16 protein-coding genes and 1 tRNA gene are annotated in these 19,259 nt (G+C 44.4%); 9 read left to right on the forward strand and 8 right to left on the reverse strand.

The genetic code is table 11. The features are described from left to right. Positions 1 to 98 precede the first annotated feature (98 nt). From ACOOFG_RS01095 to groL, 3 genes are all read left to right on the forward strand, one after another. Entirely contained in the window at positions 99 to 1,280 is a 1,182-nt protein-coding gene (locus tag ACOOFG_RS01095; RefSeq protein WP_420421805.1) for an exo-beta-N-acetylmuramidase NamZ domain-containing protein, read from the forward strand. Between the two features lie 106 nt (positions 1,281 to 1,386). Further along, a complete protein-coding gene (locus ACOOFG_RS01100; protein WP_420421806.1) occupies positions 1,387 to 1,683 on the forward strand; it encodes a co-chaperone GroES in 297 nt (98 codons plus the stop codon). Positions 1,684 to 1,699: 16 nt separating this feature from the next. Then, positions 1,700 to 3,355, forward strand: a complete 1,656-nt coding sequence (groL, locus tag ACOOFG_RS01105; RefSeq protein ID WP_420421807.1) for a chaperonin GroEL — start codon at positions 1,700 to 1,702, stop codon at positions 3,353 to 3,355. Positions 3,356 to 3,696: 341 nt separating this feature from the next. Here the strand turns inward: groL and ACOOFG_RS01110 are convergent, their stop codons facing one another. Further along, positions 3,697 to 4,272 (reverse strand): 50S ribosomal protein L11 methyltransferase, encoded by a 576-nt coding sequence (locus ACOOFG_RS01110; RefSeq protein WP_420421808.1) that lies wholly within the window; start codon positions 4,270 to 4,272, stop codon positions 3,697 to 3,699. A gap of 76 nt (positions 4,273 to 4,348) precedes the next feature. Here ACOOFG_RS01110 and ACOOFG_RS01115 point away from each other — a divergent pair. From ACOOFG_RS01115 to ACOOFG_RS01125, 3 genes are all read left to right on the forward strand, one after another. Next, positions 4,349 to 4,422, forward strand: a tRNA-Arg gene (locus ACOOFG_RS01115). Between the two features lie 21 nt (positions 4,423 to 4,443). Further along, the gene (locus tag ACOOFG_RS01120) at positions 4,444 to 5,076 is read left to right on the forward strand and encodes an MBL fold metallo-hydrolase (RefSeq protein ID WP_420421809.1); all 633 of its coding nucleotides are present in this window, start codon (positions 4,444 to 4,446) and stop codon (positions 5,074 to 5,076) included. A 47-nt stretch (positions 5,077 to 5,123) separates the two neighbouring features. Beyond that, positions 5,124 to 5,708: a peroxiredoxin gene (locus tag ACOOFG_RS01125; protein ID WP_420421810.1), complete on the forward strand. Its 585-nt coding sequence runs from the start codon at positions 5,124 to 5,126 to the stop codon at positions 5,706 to 5,708. Here ACOOFG_RS01125 and ACOOFG_RS01130 read toward each other — a convergent pair. From ACOOFG_RS01130 to eno, 3 genes are all read right to left on the reverse strand, one after another. Then, positions 5,705 to 6,313, reverse strand: a complete 609-nt coding sequence (locus ACOOFG_RS01130) for a hypothetical protein (protein WP_420421811.1) — start codon at positions 6,311 to 6,313, stop codon at positions 5,705 to 5,707. The genes ACOOFG_RS01125 and ACOOFG_RS01130 overlap by 4 nt on opposite strands. Before the next feature lie 266 nt (positions 6,314 to 6,579). Further along, on the reverse strand, positions 6,580 to 6,981 hold the full coding sequence (locus ACOOFG_RS01135; protein WP_420421812.1) for a hypothetical protein: 402 nt from the start codon (positions 6,979 to 6,981) through the stop codon (positions 6,580 to 6,582). A 61-nt stretch (positions 6,982 to 7,042) separates the two neighbouring features. After that, entirely contained in the window at positions 7,043 to 8,314 is a 1,272-nt protein-coding gene (eno, locus tag ACOOFG_RS01140) for a phosphopyruvate hydratase (protein ID WP_420421813.1), read from the reverse strand. Between the two features lie 164 nt (positions 8,315 to 8,478). On the opposite strand from eno, the gene ACOOFG_RS01145 reads away from it, so the two are divergent. Continuing rightward, positions 8,479 to 9,600, forward strand: coding sequence for an ATP-binding protein (locus tag ACOOFG_RS01145; RefSeq protein WP_420421814.1), 1,122 nt, complete (start codon positions 8,479 to 8,481; stop codon positions 9,598 to 9,600). A 169-nt stretch (positions 9,601 to 9,769) separates the two neighbouring features. On the opposite strand, the gene ACOOFG_RS01150 is transcribed toward ACOOFG_RS01145, so the two are convergent. The 3 genes from ACOOFG_RS01150 to ACOOFG_RS01160 form a co-directional block, all read right to left on the reverse strand. After that, entirely contained in the window at positions 9,770 to 14,608 is a 4,839-nt protein-coding gene (locus tag ACOOFG_RS01150; protein WP_420421815.1) for a filamentous hemagglutinin N-terminal domain-containing protein, read from the reverse strand. A 123-nt stretch (positions 14,609 to 14,731) separates the two neighbouring features. Continuing rightward, the gene (rsgA, locus tag ACOOFG_RS01155; protein ID WP_420421816.1) at positions 14,732 to 15,865 is read right to left on the reverse strand and encodes a ribosome small subunit-dependent GTPase A; all 1,134 of its coding nucleotides are present in this window, start codon (positions 15,863 to 15,865) and stop codon (positions 14,732 to 14,734) included. 7 nt (positions 15,866 to 15,872) lie between these two features. Continuing rightward, positions 15,873 to 16,580 carry a TrmH family RNA methyltransferase gene (locus ACOOFG_RS01160; RefSeq protein ID WP_420421817.1) on the reverse strand — a complete coding sequence of 236 codons (708 nt, stop codon included), beginning with the start codon at positions 16,578 to 16,580 and terminating at the stop codon, positions 15,873 to 15,875. A 108-nt stretch (positions 16,581 to 16,688) separates the two neighbouring features. Between ACOOFG_RS01160 and ACOOFG_RS01165 the strand changes: the two genes are divergently transcribed. Next, positions 16,689 to 16,856 (forward strand): patatin-like phospholipase family protein, encoded by a 168-nt coding sequence (locus ACOOFG_RS01165; protein ID WP_420421818.1) that lies wholly within the window; start codon positions 16,689 to 16,691, stop codon positions 16,854 to 16,856. After that, positions 16,834 to 17,466: a patatin-like phospholipase family protein gene (locus tag ACOOFG_RS01170; RefSeq protein WP_420421819.1), complete on the forward strand. Its 633-nt coding sequence runs from the start codon at positions 16,834 to 16,836 to the stop codon at positions 17,464 to 17,466. Before ACOOFG_RS01165 ends, ACOOFG_RS01170 begins: the two co-directional genes overlap by 23 nt. On the opposite strand, the gene ACOOFG_RS01175 is transcribed toward ACOOFG_RS01170, so the two are convergent. Then, a complete protein-coding gene (locus ACOOFG_RS01175; RefSeq protein ID WP_420421820.1) occupies positions 17,463 to 19,256 on the reverse strand; it encodes a hypothetical protein in 1,794 nt (597 codons plus the stop codon). The two genes, ACOOFG_RS01170 and ACOOFG_RS01175, sit on opposite strands and share 4 nt — an antisense overlap. Between the last annotated feature and the right edge of the window lie 3 nt (positions 19,257 to 19,259).

Here is a 19,259-nt window from a genome sequence, read left to right on the forward strand (position 1 = left end):
TTTATTACCTGAAAAATTCTTTTTGTCGTATGATCTTTTCAAAAATACTGTAAAAAAATATGGCCCGTTTTTTCCTTCTCCTATTTTGCTTGTTTTCAATGACTTTGCGAGCAGATGTCGATTTGGGAATCGATGTCTTTTTTGCTGAAGGACACCATAAACTTCTTCAAGGGAAAAGGATAGGCCTTGTGACCAACCACACGGGTGTCAATCGAGATCTCATCCCCACTGCCAAACTATTGAAAGATCATCTGAAGCTTGTGGCTTTGTTTTCTCCCGAACACGGACTCAATGGAAATGGGTATGCATTTGAAAAGGTGGCAGATGGAAGCACGAAGGATCAAATTCCCATTTATAGTTTGCACGGGTCAACACGTCGTCCTACAAATGAGATGCTCAAGAAGATTGATGTGCTTATCTATGACATTCAAGACATTGGAGTGCGTTCATATACCTATGCGACAACACTTTATTATGTGATGGAAGAGGCTGCGAAGCGAAAAATTCCAGTGATTGTGTTAGACAGACCAAATCCGATCAATGGGATGATCGTCGATGGAATGATGCTCGATCAAAAGTGGCGTTCTTATATTGGTTATATCAATGTGCCCTACTGTCATGGGATGACAATTGGGGAGTTGGCCCGCTTTTTCAATGGGGAATACAAGATAGGGTGCCAGCTGAAAGTCGTTCCCATGCGCGGGTGGAAAAGGCGCATGAGTTATAAGGATACTGGGCTTGAGTGGATCCCCACGAGCCCTCATATCCCTGAAGCGGACACGCCACTCTTCTATGCTTCAACTGGCATTCTTGGAGAACTCGACATTGTCAATCATGGGGTGGGCTATACCCTTCCTTTTAAAGTGGTGGGAGCTCCTTGGCTAGATGCAGAAGACTTTGCAACCAAACTGAATCAGCAGCGGCTTCCTGGCGTGAAGTTTCTTCCTTTTCATTACTGCCCGTTCTATGGATCACTTAAGGGGCAAGAATGTCATGGTGTTTTGATACGAGTGACTGACAAGTTGAGATACCGTCCTTCAAGTGTTCAGTACCTTTTGCTCGGAATGCTCAAAAGCTTGTATCCCGATCGGGTCAGGGCATCTATTGGTGGGATCAATAAAACTAAGAAGGATCTGTTTTGCAAAGCAAATGGAAATAGTGAAGTCTTGCGTATCATGAATGAAGAAAAGTACGCAGCTTGGAAGATGATTTCCTACCAAAAAGATGAGCGAAGTGAGTTCGAAAAGGTGCGTGCTCGGTACCTCATTTCAGAATATTAGCAATAAAGGTCGAAGATTGCTAAAAACTATCTTTCCTCCCTTGACAAAAAGGGGGTTTCAGCATTATGATTTTGTTTTTTCAAATGATCTTAGGAGACCTAAAATTATGTCAGTCAAGAAGATAAAGCCTCTTGGAAAGCGAATTCTCGTCAAGCGAGCTGAAGCGACCCTCACAAAAGGTGGCATTCTCCTTCCCGATTCCGCTCAAGAAAAACCTAAACAAGGTGAAGTTGTAGCAGTTGGACCAGGAGCTACAAAAGATGATGGATCTGTAACTCCGCTCGAACTCAAAGTTGGAGATCGCGTGCTTTTTGGTGCGTTTGCTGGAACTGAAGTGAAAACCGAAGAAGAAGACGATTACCTTCTCATGTCTGAAGAAGATGTCTTGGCTGTCATAGAGTAATACGGAGGAATAAGCAATGGCAAAAATGTTACAATTTAATGAAACAGCTCTTAAGTCTATCCTCAAGGGAGTGAAGACTCTGGCAAAAGCTGTCATCGTCACGTTAGGGCCGAAAGGGCGGAATGTTGTCATCAATAAAGGAATGGGAATTCCTCTTTCGACAAAAGACGGTGTGACAGTTGCAAAAGAGATCGCTCTTAAAGATAAATTCGAAAATATCGGCGCACAGCTCGTGAAAGAGGCGTCTTCAAAAACATCAGATGTTACTGGTGATGGAACAACAACTGCAATTGTTTTGGCTGAAGCCATCTTCAAAGAAGGTGTCAAAAACGTGATTGCAGGTGGCAATCCCATGAGCCTTAAACGTGGAATTGACAAAGCTGTTCAAAGCATCATTGAAGCACTTGATAAACTTGCAACACCTGTTAGCAAGCCAGAAGAAATCAAACAAGTGGCAACCATCTCAGCAAACAATGATCCAGATGTGGGATCAATCATTGCTGAAGCGATGGAAAAAGTTGGTAAAGATGGGACGATCACAATTGCCGAAGCAAAGGGAATTGAAACCGTTCTCGATGTTGTCGAAGGAATGCAATTTGATAAAGGGTATTTATCGCCTTACTTCGTGACTAATCCAGAAAAGATGACAACAGAGCTTTCAAACGCTCACGTTCTTTTGACAGACAAAAAGATTTCAAACGCCAAAGACATCGTTCCGATTCTTGAAAAAGTCATGGAAGGTGGACAGCGTCCACTTCTCATCATTGCTGAAGATATCGAAGGCGAAGCTCTCGCAACACTTGTTGTGAACAAACTTAAAGCAGGTCTTCCTGTTTGCGCAGTGAAAGCTCCAGCATTTGGTGATCGACGCAAAGCGATTCTTCAAGACATTGCAGCACTGACTGGTGCAACGGTTGTTTCAGAAGAGGTAGGTCTCGATATCCAAGAAGTCGGTGCAGAAGTTCTCGGACTTGTCAAAACTGTCAAGGTGGGTAAAGAAGAAACGACTCTTGTCGATGGACAAGGTGCTGAAGAAGTGGTTCAGAAGCGTGTTGCAGAGATCCGATACGAACTTGAAAACACAACTTCAGAGTACGATCGCGGTAACTTAGAAGATCGCCTCGCAAAACTCGCTGGCGGTGTCGCTGTGATTCACGTCGGTGCAGCAACTGAAGCTGAAATGAAAGAGAAAAAAGCACGTGTCGAAGATGCCTTGCATGCAACCCGTGCCGCTGTCGTTGATGGAATCGTTCCTGGTGGTGGTGTGGCGCTTCTCAGAGCAATTAGCGCATTGGATCATCTCAAGCTTAAGGGAGATGAAAAGATCGGTGCAGATATCATCCGTAAGGCAGCTTATGCGCCTGCAATTGCCATTGCAACGAACTGCGGGAAAGAAGGCAACATGATTGCTGAAAAGGTTCTCGAAGGAAAAGATGCATTTGGTTACAACGGTTTAACCGACACATTTGAAGACTTACTGAAAGCAGGAGTGATCGATCCTGTCCTCGTGACAAAGAGTGCGCTCAAACACGCCTCTTCGATCGCAAGCCTGCTCATCACTGTCGCGTGTATGATTACCGACAAGCCTCAGCCAAAATCCGATGAAGCTCCTGGTGGAATGCCCGGAGGTATGGGTGGCATGGGCGGAATGCCAGGCATGGGCATGATGTAACTCATCTAAAAAAGGAGCAGTTTAAACTGCTCCTTTTTACATAGTCGACTAAGTAGAAAATTTCGCGAATTCATCCAAATCTTTGTTGCGCCTTGCGGCGTGCTCGAGCTCAATGACTTGCATGAAGTCTATTTCGCTCTTGCGCATCTAGTACAGAGTTTCATTAAAACCTTGCCTGTCTGCACTTATCTTTTTAGTGCCCTTTGCCCTCATAAAATCTCACCTTATCTCATGGACAATGTTCTCGATTTTATGAGCACAAATTTCATCAAAAATCTAAGCATATCCATGACAACCTTTTAATGAAACGCTGTACTAGCAAGTCACAAAAATCTTTCGTCCTATCCGCGAAATTTTAAACTTAGCCGACTATATCTGTAAACAGTCCAGCCATCGAGTTCTTTCATAGAGACAAGTGTTCCATAGGTGTTGGCTGCTAAAAAACGCTCTCGCTGTTCAACAGGAATCCCAGATACAATCATTTCTTCGGCATGTGGATGAAGCGCTTTTTGCGTTTCCCACGCGACTTGTTGCTCGGATGAAATCATGTTCATGAGAACCAAGCATCTCTTAGGAACCTTTGGTAGGGTTGCCCCAAAAAAGAGGGGAGCATTGTTGAGTTTTGCATTTTCTTTGGCATGCTGAATCGCTCCGGCGTCGATATCGACACCATAGACTTCAGGTGCTCCAGCAAAATGGGCTGCAAGGGATAAGACGTCACTGCCACAACCAATATCCACAACAGGCATGGAAATTTTTGAAGGGAGCATCTCGAGCATCAATCGGGTTGTGGGATGGGACAGGTCCCCAAAGCCAGGGCCTGGTTTGAGTCGAAAGCCAAAGGATTTCACATGAACGAAACCATCAAGAAAATCTGGGGCATGAAGCGCCCATTGCTCGTGCCAATCAATCGTCATGCTAAGAAGGATAGCAAAAACTACACTTTAGCTCTTGCTGAAAAACGGCATTTTCGGCGATGATGATAAGCCTTGAGCACCGGTAGCTCAATTGGATAGAGTACCTGGCTACGGACCAGGAGGTTAGAGGTTCGAGTCCTCTCCGGTGCAACTTAAGCCCCAAGGCGTCTCATGATTCTAGAAGTCTTCCCTTCAGGCCCTTTTGAAACAAATGCTTACCTTATTGGCTGTGAAAAAACCAAGTCTGGGATTTTCATCGATCCAGCTCCTGATAGTGCTGCAGCTTTACTCAAAGCTGCAGAAAAGCATGGCCTAAACATTGAAGCGATCTTTTTAACGCATTCTCATTGGGATCATATCGGAGATGTTCATGAGCTAAAAAAATCGCTTAATCTTAAGCTTTACATCCATCAAGCCGACGCAGATAACATGCGCAAACCGGGAAGTGATGGACTGCCGCTCATGTTTGCTATCGAAGGAGCAGAGCCCGACCACTTCTTTGAAGAGGGGCAAAAGCTTCAAGTTGGCGCAATACAAATGGAAGTGATTCATACACCAGGGCACACACCTGGAGGGGTGAGCTTTTACCTGCCTCAAGAAAAAGTTTTGATTTCGGGCGATACTTTATTCAAAGGTTCAATTGGCAACCTTTCATTCCCCACAGCCGATTCCGAAGCTATGTGGGACTCGCTCAAAAAGCTCGCCAAACTCCCCCCCGACACTCGCGTTTATCCCGGGCATGGACCGTCCACAACGATCGGTGCCGAACCCTGGCTTGCCGACGCAAAGCAACTCTTTAGTTAATCCCATAAACTTGGTATGATGGCTTCTTAGAACTTTAGGAGGTTACCATGAGCAGTTTACTAATTGGAAAAAAAGCTCCCCAATTTAAAGCAAAAGCCGTTGCAAACGGGCAAATCGTCGATGACTTTTCACTCGATATGTTTACGAATAAACATGTCCTTTTCTTTTTCTACCCCTTAGATTTTACCTTTGTTTGTCCAACAGAACTGCATGCTTTTCAAGAAAGACTTCAAGACTTTCATTCTCGCGAAACTGAAGTTGTCGGTTGCTCGGTTGATAGTCATTTCACTCACCTTGCATGGGTCAACACTCCAAAAAATAAGGGCGGAATCGAAGGTGTGACTTATCCTCTTGTGTCGGATCTTAACAAGACCATTGCGAAAGACTACCATGTTCTCAATGACGAGGAAGGAATTGCATTTCGTGGGCTCTACTTGATTGACAAGCAAGGTGTGATTCGTCACCAACTCATCAATGATCTACCGATTGGCCGCTCGGTTGATGAAGCGCTCCGTGTAATTGACGCGCTTATCTTCCACGAAAAGCATGGCGATGTCTGTCCAGCCAACTGGAAGAGCGGGGACAAGTCGATGCAGCCCACCCAAGAAGGTTTAAACTCCTACTTTGGTTAGGCTTTAGACTCTTGCCAATAACTTACGGCAAGAGTCGCCACCCTATACATCACATAGGCAGCTACAACCCCAAGGAAAATCAGCAGAACCTTATTGAATAGGTTCGAATCTTTTTTGGTAGGCTCTCTGCTTATTGAGGTAGGTAAAGGTGTTAGGTCAATGAACTCAGGGGTTAGCTGAGGGCAAGTTTTGAAGAAGTCTATGACAGAGTTGTCGATCTTAAACAAGACTTTTGGTGTTGCTTTGTCAGTGGCGTGATCTTTGTTGATCACTTGGTATGTTGAATCAGGAGACAAACCTTCTTTTGCTTCAGGAAGGTAACTAGAGCTACCTGTAGTTGCCCTCTCTTTTGAATATTGGCTGACGCTTTTCTCAGACAGTCCTTTAGGAAGGCTTTCCCAGTATTCCCCACTGACGCTGCCTTCATGATGAAAGCGAATAAAAAGGCCTTTGTCCTCGTTCATTGCTACGCGGACATTCCAAACTTTGCCTTCATGTTCATAGTTCACGCCATCGAGGAAAACAGCACGGTCTTCGACTGCGTTAGTGAAAATTTCAGCATACTGTTTTGGAAGGTGTGTTTTTAGTGCTTCATCTATGTGCATATTTTTCCCTCAGAGATTTTTTAGAAAAAAGAATAATGTTTTAGAAGATATAAGTCTATGAGAAAGACTTTTTGTATTTTTTCTAATGATTATTAATCAATAAATTGAAAGAAAAGTATTGATTTTCTCGTCACGCACTATCTAGATTCTTGCCTATCTACATTGACGATCTTGGAGCCTGAGCCCAGGATGACAAAATAGTCAGTGGCGACATCACCTGTATTAAAAAATTTGATGTTCAATTCTTGCAGAAGAACTCACGATCGTTAAATTGCGGGAAGCTGAAGAGATGTGAGGTAGTCGTACAGGTCTTGTTCTGTTGTAACCATGAAGCATTGATGCGTTTCACAAACGGGGGCAGTGGCATCGATGATGCGCGCGTCGCCAACGCCTGGGAGGCAAATGCCAGAAAGCTTTGAGATTTGCTTTTTGTTGAGCAGTTGTTTCATGCCTTTTAGGTAATCTTTGGTGCTGAACCCTTCTTCTTTGACACGGACATAGATGACATCGTGTTCATAAAGCAAAAACTGAATAGCAAAAAAGAGTCCGCGGCTTTCGTCGGGCAGATGGCCAAGCTGTTCGTTGAGCTGGGTCAGCGATTTGATGGAAAGAAGAGTCGCTAGACTTCCTCTTTCAGCCTCGCCGAAGAGAGCCACTGTTTGTCGCATGTTGCCTTTTACATATTAATCTAGTCTCATCCATAGCTGGACGAGTTTTTTTATGCAATGGCTAGTACGCCGCGGCGGAATTGAGCTCTTCTTCGATGGCAAGCAGGCGGTTGTACTTTGCTACACGGTCTGAGCGAGATAGGGAGCCGGTTTTGATTTGACCGGCACGAGTTGCCACACTTAAATCTGCAATAAAAGTGTCGGCAGTTTCTCCTGAGCGGTGGGAAATAACCGTTTTGTACTCATGTTTTTTAGCAAGGTCGATGGCTTCAAGAGTTTCGGTTAGGGTGCCGATTTGATTCACTTTGATGAGAATGGCGTTGGCAACTTTCTCATCGATCCCTTTTTGAAGGAACTTGGTGTTGGTAACAAAGAGGTCATCGCCAACGAGTTGCACTTTTGAACCAAGGCGCTTTGTGAGAATTTTCCATCCTTCCCAATCGTTTTCATCGAGCCCGTCTTCAATCGAGTCGATGGGGTATTTTGAGCAGAGGGCTTCGAGGTGGGTGACTTGTTCTTCGGCAGAGCGTTTTTGGTAGTCTTGACTTGCAGCTTTCTTTTTCTTTTCGATGTACTTGCCATCGACATAGAACTCTGAGGCAGCGCAATCCATGGCTAAGGTAATGTCTTCGCCGGGTTTGTAGCCTGCTTCCTCAATAGCTTTTAAAATGAAAGAAATGGCTTCTTCATCTGAGGTGAGATTTGGAGCAAAGCCTCCTTCATCTCCGACAGAGGTCGCGTGGCCTGCCGTTTTGAGCAGTTTTTTTAGAGCGTGGAAGGTTTCTGCTCCCCAACGGAGGGCTTCTGCAAAGTTTGGAGCACCAATAGGGCGGATCATGAACTCTTGGAAATCGAGCGAATTGTCTGCATGCTCGCCTCCGTTGATGATATTCATCATCGGTTTAGGTAGGAGGTTAGTATGAGATCCACCGATGTAGCGATAGAGTGGTTCTTTATGGGTAAGCGCCGCTGCACGGGCAGTGGCAAGGGAAACTCCTAAAATGGCGTTTGCTCCAAATGAAGATTTATTTTCAGTGCCGTCTTCTTCAATCATGGCACGGTCGATGCGGGTTTGGTTGAAAACGCATTTTCCTTCAAGGAGATGGTTCAAGGGGCCAATGACATTTTGGACAGCTTTTTTGACTCCTTTTCCATCATAGCGGTTGGGATCTTTGTCGCGCATTTCGAGAGCTTCATTTGCACCTGTGGAGGCTCCTGAGGGGACCGAGGCGCGCCCAAGGATTCCATCTTCTGTGATGACATCCACTTCTAATGTAGGATTTCCGCGTGAATCGAGAATTTCTCTCGCATGGACCTTTTTTATCTTACTCATGAAATGCTCCTGTTTCTCCTCAATATAGCGAAGACTTTTTTTTAAAACTGCAAAAAATTTAATCAATTTAAAATCAACTATTTAGGAGTTTTGTGGTTGACTATTCTGCAACAGAATGCGGAATAGTCTTGACTATTCCGCAATTCAGTGCAAAATAGTCAGGTATGGAAAGGATACAAAAAGCTCTTATTCTGCGAGACCTTCAGAAGAAAATGGTTCTCTTGGCTGGGCCGCGCCAAGCGGGAAAAACGACGCTTGCTAAGGAAATAGCAGAAGAATTTGAGTCGTCAGTTTATCTAACGTACGACCATTTGGAAGATCGTCGTATGATTCTAGATGAGTCATGGCTACCTTCTGTCGAACTCATTATTTTAGATGAGATTCACAAGATGCCTGAGTGGAAAAACTATCTCAAAGGAGTCTATGACACAAAACAACCCCATCAAAAGATTCTAGTGACGGGGAGCGCTCGATTAGAAATCTTCCACCAAGTGGGAGATTCCCTTGCAGGACGTTATTTTCTACACCGCCTTTTTCCTTTATCTCCTGTGGAATGTAAACATGCAAAACTTGATTATACGATTGATCAGTTTTTAGAAAGAGGAGGATTCCCTGAACCTTTTCTTGCTGAAAACGTCACAGAGGCAAAGCGTTGGCGCCAACAGTATGTTGATAGTTTACTTCGTGTTGATGTTCTCGATTTTGAGAATATTCATAATTTAAATGCCATCCGTCTTCTCTTCGAATTATTGCGTGAACGCGTAGGATCGCCCATTTCCTACACGTCTCTTGCTGAAGATGTCGCCATTTCACCAAATACAGTGAAAAAGTACATCCAAATCTTAGAGGCGCTTTATATCATTTTTAAAGTAACGCCTTTTTCGCGAAATATTGCGCGGAGCATTCTGAAAGAACCGAAGATCTATTTTTTTGATACGGGACTCGTAAAAGGAGATCAGGGAATTAAATTTGAAAATTTTGTAGCTTTCTGCTTACTAAAGCACGTTCATGCAAGAGTTGATTATCATGGAGAAAATGCCGCACTCCGTTATTTGCAAACTAAAGAGCGGCAGGAAGTGGATTTTGCCTTGGTTGCTCAGGACCAGATTGAGAAGATGATCGAAGTCAAGCATAGTAACACTCAAATTGGCGGTGGGCTGCGCTACTTCAAGCAGAAATATCAATTGCCTGCAGTGCAACTTGTGAAAGAGCTAAAACGTGAAAAAGTCGAAGAGGGAATTGAAATTCGAAAAGGGCGTCATTTTCTAGAAAAATTGGATCTGTAGGTTTAAAACCCAAATGACAACCTATGCACACTCAACTGAGATTTTTCTTTTCCCCATACTTCCAAGACCAAAACTGTCCCTACTTTTTCAAGTATGCTGCATTTTTGCTCTTGGAAATCCGAAAAAAAATTGCAAATCGACCTGAGTATTCTTAGGTCGTCAATTGGGTTTAAAGTTCCGCAGTATGCCGACTTGAATTTTCCTTCTCTTCTAGAAACTGAACAATTTGTTCAAATGAAGCGATTTTTTTGTTCGCTTGATAAAGCTCTTCAGAAAGTTTCAAAAGATGTTCTTGCATCATGAGATACATTTTTTGGTCGCGATCTAGATGCTGCATCTGAGGATCAACTTGTTTAATCCGCTCAGTACATTGTGCAAGCTTGGAAGTATTTTGCTCTATGAGAGCATCTATGGCCGCTTCATAATAGATATGGACGCTTTCTTGAATCTTTCCTGATCCTTTTAGGGCTTCTGCAAGCTCAAAGGCTTCTTCAAAGCGATGAGAGCTTTTAAGGGCTTTTCGGTAGCTTTCTTCTGCTAAAGCCAGTTGCTTCGTTTCTTGGTAAGCTTTTCCTAATTTGGGCCATAGCTCTGGAAGCTCATGTTCATGCCAATGGGTATAAATCTCTTCTAGTTTTTTATAGAGAACGATTTTTTGTAGGGACGTTGGTGTCTTTTCGAGGGTTTGTTTTGTTAGACATTCCGCTTGCTCCCACTGCTGATGCTCAATCATTAGAGAAATGGAGTTTAAAGACCACTCGAAGGCTTTTTCGGGCTGTTGTAAAACAAGATAGGTACTGAAGATTTTTTGGGAATACTCTGAACTTCCTTCGAACTTAAAAAGCATTTTATAAACCGCTAGCAACTGATTTGGATCGCTTTGATTCTCAAGAACTGTTGCGATGTCGCGTAGCGTATGTTTCACTAAGGGGATGTGCCTTTGTTTTTTGAAGAGATCTAAGGAAATGAGTCCATTTGCAAAGGAGTCAGCGGAATAGCTTTCTGCTTTTTGAATCAGGGATTCAGCTATGGAATGATCTCCTTTTTGAAGGGCAAATAGGGCTCCTTTGAAGAGAGCTTGTGCTTTTTCCTGAGGTTGCTCAATGAGTGTTGCTAAACTCGAGTAAAGCGAGAATTCTGCAGGGTGGTTTTGTAAGATGCGTTTATAGAGGGAAATGGCTTGCTCAGGATTTTCTATGGAAAAGGTGTCAGCTGTTTGTTTCAATAGGGCTAAAGCTCTAGTTGGCTTTTTGCAATAGTAATAAAGCTCAATGAGAAGGGGGGTTATTTCTAAAGAGCTGCTTGAACAAGTCTCTAAGATTTGCAGGGCTTCTAAGGGCTTATCTGCGATGAAATGGTACTTTGCTGAGAAAAGATTTGCCAGATTCGCTTTTTCATATTCTCCCATTGTCTCATACAAAGAAGGCAACGACGCATAATCTGATGCATTTCTGGTATACTGAAGGGCTTTTGCGTAACTTTCTAAGGCTTCTTCGAACTCTTTTTCTTCCGCGTAGGCTCGAGCCATTTGCAGGTTGGTTTTTGCGAGTTTGGGGTTTTCTTTTTTAAATAGAGAGAAGTTTGGGATGGGGTCTTGATTTTGTCTCTTTTCGATGATTCGATCGAACTCTTTTTCGCATGTGAGTTTTGTGCTTTCTTGAGCATCATGAACGAAGTGCTCTTCAGCAAGGAGCTGTTTTTCTGCGAGCCTTTCTAAGACTGGGCTGAAGTGGCCATTCTCAAGCAAATGGTGAGTATCAGGAAGAGAAAGGTCTTTAGAAGAAAAGACCGTCTCAAATAGACATTGCTGTGAAAGATCAAAGATTTCTAGAGAAATCTCGTTTTCACTTTTGATTTTAAAGAGATAAGTCAGTTCGAAGCTGCGGTATTGGTAATGCTGCGAAAAGAAAGAGCTAATTTCTTCTTCAAAAGCAGTATTTGATTTTTCTTTTTCATTTCTGAGGGAGATTTTCGATGAGTGCTGAACGGGCTGGTTTGAGAGGGTTGTTGTGGCGGCAGAGGTTGGTGAAAAGGAGCCTTGGAACGACTCTTGCGTTGTTCCTGAAGACTGTCCACCACCATTTCCTGGTGTAGGAGGTGGAGTCTGCCCACAATTTAAGAGTTGCTCATTTTGCACCATCAGAGGTTGATCAAAGGTAACAGTGAAGCGATTTTTGATTGCAAGAGCAGAGGTGCCTGTCACTTGCTCTTTGAAAAGCATCCCTGCATCCCCGCTATTAAATAGAACAAGTCCGTCTGCGTTCACAGTTGAATCGAAGGTTGCTTTTTTGGCGTTGTTCACCACAAGGTAGCTTAAATTTGCTAACGTACCTGTCCCCGCAACAAGGCCATGCGTTGCCGCATCAAAAGCTAAGAGATTTTTCACAGGTCCTGTCACACTTTCCACCGAAATATCACCACCTCGCAAGACAATTCCATTGAAACCTAAGGTGAGAGGGCCTGTAATGGTTACATTTCCAGGTGAATCTTGCCCAGCTTGGCTGAAGTTTTGATTGGGAAACACCAAGGCTGGGAGAACTTGTCCGCCACCACCTGTTCCTGGACCTCCAGTGGCAAAGATCGGACCTTGCAATAGGGTGCCGTTTGTTGTTGTGATTGAAACGTCTCCACCCTTTCCTCCGATGCCTGTTGATCCAGGGAATGCAGTCGTGCCACCTGCATAGAGTGCCAAGAGGTTAATGGAATCGGCTTCTAAAGAGACGTTACCTCCCGAGTACCCGTTTCCTGGTTGAGAGCTCAGGACGCGCCCCCCTGAAGTATTAATGACAGCTTTAATGAAAGCTTTTTTCCCCGAAGGAACTTGCAGATAGGGTGTTGCGGTTCCAGATTCATTCACAAGATAGTAGAAGTTGATTTTTCCACTCGTTTTAATCGAAACATTGCCCCCATTCATCGGAGCGCTTGGATTGGAATTGAAAGCTGATCCACTCGTATAGAGCGGCCCTTGAAAATCAATATCACCTGTCCCATTCTCAAGAGTAAATGATTGGACATTAACAGCATAAAATCCCTGGGCTACAATGGGATTGGGGAGAAATTTCACGTGATTTGCATTTCTAATCGTGAAGTCTCCTAATTGGCTTCCCCCGAGATTAGATCCTACATTCTTCACGAAAGTAATATCGCCAGGGGTTTCAAGTCCTAAATTCCAAAAGTTTGCAGGAGTGTCTACATTGACAGCAAGATTGAATGTGATGTTGCCACTTGTCGTAGAAATATCAGAATCTCCTCGCAAAGTTAAATTCTGTGGAGTCACTGGTGACACTTGGCCGAATGTGATCGGTCCTTGTGCAGAAATTTTTGATGCAAGTTGGGTACTATCCCCAAGAAAACTCACTTGTGTTGCATTTTGGATTGTGATGTCACTGAGAAGGTTCCCACCAACATTGCCATTAAATGTCACTGCCTGGGCTGCATCGACGGTCAGTTTTTTTGGATCATTAGGAAGGTCGCTCGAAACAAAGCCATTAAATTCAACGCCTCCGTTAACAGATGTTAAGGTGGTATCCCCAAACAGCGCTGTGTTAGCATTGATGATTAAATCGCCTGTGGTTTTGATAGAACCATGCGGCTTAAATGTTCCTCGTGCGTTAGGAGGGTTAGGGTCTTGCCCTGTGTTTAAGGTGAGCTTGACATTCGGAGCCGTAATATCAATCGTAACGGCATCAGAGGCATTTCCAACGAAGATTGTGGTTGATGAAGGAGGATTAGCTCCGACAGGTTTTACAGCATTGAGTTCGACATCACTGACTGCACTATTGACGACAGAAGGATTGACATCGAAATATCCAGTATCACTATTGCTATCTGCGAGTTGGGCTAGTGTTGGGGTATTGGCTCCATTTGGTGTGAATTGAATGGTCGAGGGATCAAGCTCCCATGTTCCATAATTTCCCTTGGGAGCACTCGTGTTAACTAGACAAGACGATGAACCAAATCGGTCGCCACTTGAAGTCTCCACAAAACCACCGTTTCCTCCTTGAGGACCACCACGGGCAAAAACTTTTCCATCGAAAGCTGTTCTTTTATTCGACCAGATGATCACTTTTCCTCCATCGCCGCTGTGAGTGGCATCTGAGAGAATTGTGGAGGAAGAGTCACAGATCAGGTAGCTTGCCGAAGCATTTTCTCCATGAAAGTCGCCTCCAGCAAGAATGGTGCCTCCACCTAGTGGCGCAGAAACATCAAGTGTGGCTGCTTTCAGGTCGAGAACTTCTCCATGAATGGTGATTTCTCCTCCGATATCGTGTTGCTGGGCTGCAATCGAGCCCCCAACCCGAATCAGGGAATCTTCATCTCCAAGAAGTTCTACCTTCTCAGCTTTTGTCGTTCCACTGTGTACTAGGAAAAACGCTTCAGGAGTTCCCGCTTCAAGAAAGCACTGTTCTGCTTCTAGGGATTCTTCACTGACGCGGATAAAGAGGTGCTCTCCCTCTTTGCCGAGTAAGAGTTGATCTCCCACGGCATATAAAACGTGCTTTGCATTGACGACCCCTTCTTGTTTCACCGTTTTTCCAATGAGAGAAACGAGGTCGGCTTCGATCAGGCCATGGTTCTCAATTGCACCCTGGATTTTGGTGAAAAGATCTTTTTTCATCAGGAAGTCTTGGTCCGAAAGGTGGGCTGCAGCTGCATAAAGTTGTGCAACATTGATGACACTGTTTGGTCCAAAAACAATTCCTGCTGGGTTCACAAGATAGACAGTGCCATTTGAGGAGAGGGCTCCATTGATTTGGCTGGGATGTGCACTGTGAATACGGTTTAAGACACGGTGAGAAGGGTCTGCCATTTGGAAGCGGACGGCTTCGCTAGTATGAACGTCAAACGACTTGTAATTGATCACGCAATTATCAGAAGCGTGAATCGTGAATTCGTGCTTTACTTGTTGAAAGGTTGCCTTGCCTTGTGCAACGCGATCCACTACAGGCGCTGCATGAAGTCCTATAAAGCAGTTAACTGCCAGTAAAAGAGGTAAAATAGACCTCATCAATTCCACCTTTCATTCTGTGTGCTACCTTTATTAACCGTTACTGTTCTGGTAGCATAGATAGTTTTAATTACAAAGGGGTAATTATAAACGTTTTTGTTTTTTGAATTAATTAGGGCTTTTTTATTCCCACTCTTTCGGTGTTTCTTCACTCATAAGAGTGGAGTAGGAAGCGTAGCGCAAGGGGTGAATCTTTTCTTCTTCGAGAGCGGTTTTGATCGCGCAGTCAGGTTCGTGAAGGTGGGTGCAGTTGGGAAATTTACACTGGCTTTCAAAGGAGTGAAAGTCCGGAAAGAAGTGGGAGATTTCTTCTGGGGCTATATCCCAAACACCAAAACTTTTGATTCCAGGTGTGTCGATACAAAAACCGTCCCCTTCGATAGGTAGGAGCTCAGCCATCGTGGTGGTGTGCGATCCTTTACGCGTTTTTTGCACGACGTCGCCGATGGCGAGATCGATTCCCAAAACAGCGTTGATAAGAGAAGATTTGCCAACGCCTGACTGGCCGGAAAACACTGAGGCTTTGTTTTCCATGAGCGCTTTAAGCTGATCGAGGTTTTCCCCAGTGGAGACACTCAGCTTTAAAATAGGAATGTCGAGGGGGGCGTAGGCTTTTTCAAAGTCGGCGAGGAGTCTTATTTCTTCTTCGATTTCACTTGGTTGGATATGTGGGGGTGGGTCCTCGAGAAGATCAACTTTATTAATGAGGATAATCGGTTGCATGTTTCCTTTTTTAGCGGCGATAAGGTACCGGTCGATGAGAAGCGGCTTGAAAGGAGGAGTGCAAACGGACATAACGATAAAGACTTGGTCGATGTTGACAGCTAGGAGCTGCTTTTTTCGACGCGATAGGTTATCGGCGCGAGCAAGAAAAGAAGAGCGCTTTTCAATGTGGGAGATGGCACCAGAGTCGTCACCTTTTTTCTCAAAGTGGACCCAGTCTCCAATGGCAATGAGGTTTTTTTGACGGGTGCGTTCTTTTTTTAAGACACCTTTGAGAGTGCAAATGAAAGTTTCATGATCTGAGAGGACAGTGATCATTTCAGAGTTGATGGACAGAACGCGACCTCGGAGAAAGTTAGCTCCGAGCGGGGGTTCTTCAGCATGGAGCTGTTTTTTGAGTTTGTCTTGGTCGCTTTTTTTATATTTGGAGCGGTCCTTGGAACGGGAGAGGCTTCGTTCTTTGCGGCTGGCTCTTTTTTGTCCTTGTGAGAGGTAATCCTCTTCGTAATCTAAGAAGTCGTCGAACTTTGACATGATAGGTTTATAACATTGCGTGCATCAAGATGCTGCCGGCGATGGCAACATTGAGCGATTCCATTTGGTTCTTAATTGGAATGGTAACGGAGGTGCCGTTTTTCTGCATCTCCTTTGAAATCCCTTGTGCCTCGTTCCCAAGGAGGAGGATGGCAGGGGTTTGAAAGGTGACGGATGGTAGAGGAGTTCCTTCGAGGTCGGCGATATAGAGATGAAAGGAGCGAGCAAAAGTTTCTAAATCGCCCATTTGAAGGGGAATTTTAAAGGTGGCTCCTTTTGCTGCGCGTAAAGCTTTTTCATTGTAGGGATCGACAGAATTTTCAGTGAGGAAGACTCCGTCAAAACCTAGAGCTAAGGCAGTGCGAATCAGTGTTCCTAAATTTCCGGGGTCGTTGATCTTATCTAGGGCTAGAACTCTCTTTTTTTGCGATAAATCGGCAAAGGGAGGCATGGCAATTTCTGCTGCGAGGCCTTCAGGAGCTTGGACGCCTGAGACTTTTTCAAACACGTTTGAGGGAACGTGGTAAATGGTTTCGGCTTGGAGGGAGGTCTCTTCACCTTCGCGTATGATGAGTGTTTTCAAGGGAAGTTTGAGTTCGGAGAGGAGCTTTTTCCCCTCAAGGAAGACGGCTTTTTTTTCGTAGCGATACTTCCGATTTGAGCGAAGTTTGACGAGATGCTTCACATAGGGGTGCTGTAAGCTAGTAATGTCCATAAGAGCATTTTACTTGAAAAGATCCATTTATGCTAGGGCATCTATTCAATGACACTACTTGTTTTAATTGAGTACACGCCCTAACGTGAAAAAAAATGGGTGAGACTCATGGGAAAGAAGATTCTGTCATTTGATGGAGGAGGTATTCGGGGGGTGATTCCTGCTTACTTCTTGCATAAGCTAGAGGAGGCAACTGGGGTCACACTCGCTACAAACGCCGATCTATTGGCCGGAACCTCTACGGGTTCCATCATTGCAAAGTGCCTTTGCTTCTAAAGGAGTTGATCCGACAATTTCTTTGAATCAGCTTAGACAAAAAATTGTGATTCCTGCAGTCAACCTCGATGATGTGAAGTTGCATCGCTGGAGGACCGTGGTGATGACGGATCAGACAGATGTTTCTTTGATCGATGCCATGATGCGTTCATCAGCGGCACCGACCTATTTTCCCTCATATCAGGGGTATGTCGATGGAGGAATGGCGGCGAATGACCCAGCAGCATTTGCTTATGCGGCATTAAAAAATCGGGAAGAGGTCAGTTTACTTTCATTTGGGACAGGGTATACGGAAAACAACATTCCAAAAGGAGAGCATTGGGGAGCGCTTAGTTGGATCATTGATCTCGACCCGAAAAACCCAGCCACAAAAACACCTCTTTTCACGATGCTCTTTGATGTACAAGATCAGCTTCCAGGACAAACATGTCAGATGCTACTTGGCAAAAATTATCGACGGATTAATCTTAAATTGTCCGAGTCGGTTGCTTTGGACGATGCGAAAAAAATCCCGGAACTGATTCAAGACGTTGAGACTTACATTACGCAAAACCCAAAGGAGTGGGAAGCCACTTGCAATTGGGTTGCTTCGTGGGGAAGTAGTCATTAAAAAATGATCACAGAGGTGAAGTAGACTTCATTATTCCCACCTTTGATGCCGTTGGCTGCGTTCAAAGAAATTCCCCAATCACAACGGATAAACAAGTTATGCCAAAGAACGAGTTCTGCTCCCAGACCTGCCCCCATGAGAAATTCGTTTTTTTCTCCTGGCTGACGTTGATTGACCGTGACAGTTCCAATATCATAGAAGGCTTTGAGAACAAAGTCCCAATCGGGAAGCTCTTTCGGTCCTGGAGGAGCGACTTTGAACGGTTTCCCAAAGAGTTTTTTCTTCGAGTTTGGTTGGATTTTCAAAGCTCTGGGGAGGTGAAAGCGATATTCCAAAAATCCAGAGTACAAATTATCTCCTGCAGCAGTTGACTGAGGATAGCCGCGGATGGTGTAAAGTCCTCCTACAATGCCTTCTAGCTGAGGAATGAGCCGTTGATTGAAGGCGTTTTGAACGTTTGCTGTTAAAACAATTTCGTTGGCAAGGTGTGTAGCTTGATCTTTTTTATTTAAGAAAACTTCGCCCCAAGCTTCAAGAAACATACTCGCGTAGAAATCAAACGTGATATAGGCCCAGTTGCGGCTTAAGTCAAAGCGACCTAAAGCATCGAGATTATGCCCCACATCCCAAAAAAGATCACTCAGTGTTGAGTTGACCCCAAACGAAGCAAGCAGCTTGGTTTCTTTTTTGAGTTGTGTCAGCCGTAGACCTGTCGAAGGGAGGAGGAAGTTCTTCGAGACTTCGGGATAAATGAAGTGAGCTTGGTTACGAATATGTCGGTACTCCAAATGCGCATAGTAATCGAGAAAGAGCCGTTTATATTGGTAGACATTGAGGATGATTTCCCCATCGACAATTCCTTGTGTTCCTCTGAAGGGTTTGGTGTTGATCCCAAACTGTCCTGAAGTGAAGCGATTGACGTTAGCTCCGAGCGACCACCGTTTTCCTACAGAGGTTCCAAGAGGGGCTTCATAAGAGAGGAGAAAACTATGGAGGCGATCAAAGCTGTCAGTGGTGTAATCGAGCTTGAGAATGTCATCCCGCCCAGTCAGTTGGGTGTTGATGTAGCCAACCGATTCAAGCCAACGGCTCACGACGACAGGGATGTTACTCGAGACAGAGGTGTAAAAGTGGTAGGGGCGATCTTGGTGAATGATGAAATTTAAGGCGACGCTTCCGGGGGTGTCGGCAGGTCCTATTTCTAAATCAACTTGCTTATCAGGATGGCGGTTTAAACTGTAGAGATAGTTGTTCAGTGTTTCTGAGTTGACAAAGTCTCCTGGAATTCCCGTTGCTGGATCTGGAAGTTGCGAAGGCAGATTTTTCGAAATGATTTTGGCTTGTTTTTCTTGATACCGGGGAGTTGCATTTCCTTTTGCATCTGACACTGAAGTTTCGACTTTTCCAATTGTTGGAGTTGAGACGGCAACATTAAGAGCCTGATTTGATTGTCTTTGGTCGGACCCATCTTGGGCAATTTGATCTGAAGGAATGTTAGCATACACCCAATCGATCCCATGCTCTGCAAAGAGGTTTGTGACATCATTGAGCAGTTGTTGTAATCCTTCTTTGGAAATTTCTAAGACATGTTGGGTGCGATTGATTTCTCGTATTGAATAATGCTGATTATGGAGTGTAGAAACAGTGATCGTTTCGAGCTCTTCAATAGAAATTTGTTTAGGGTGATCTTGACTTAGTTGAAACCGAATTTCAGAAATGAGGTAGGAGCTTTGATCTTGTGCATAGAGAAACAAAGGAAGTAAGAAAAAAATCAGAAGTGCTTTCATCATACG

This window comes from Simkania sp., from assembly GCF_965215465.1.
In the GTDB taxonomy this organism is placed as follows: Bacteria; Chlamydiota; Chlamydiia; order Chlamydiales; family Simkaniaceae; genus Simkania.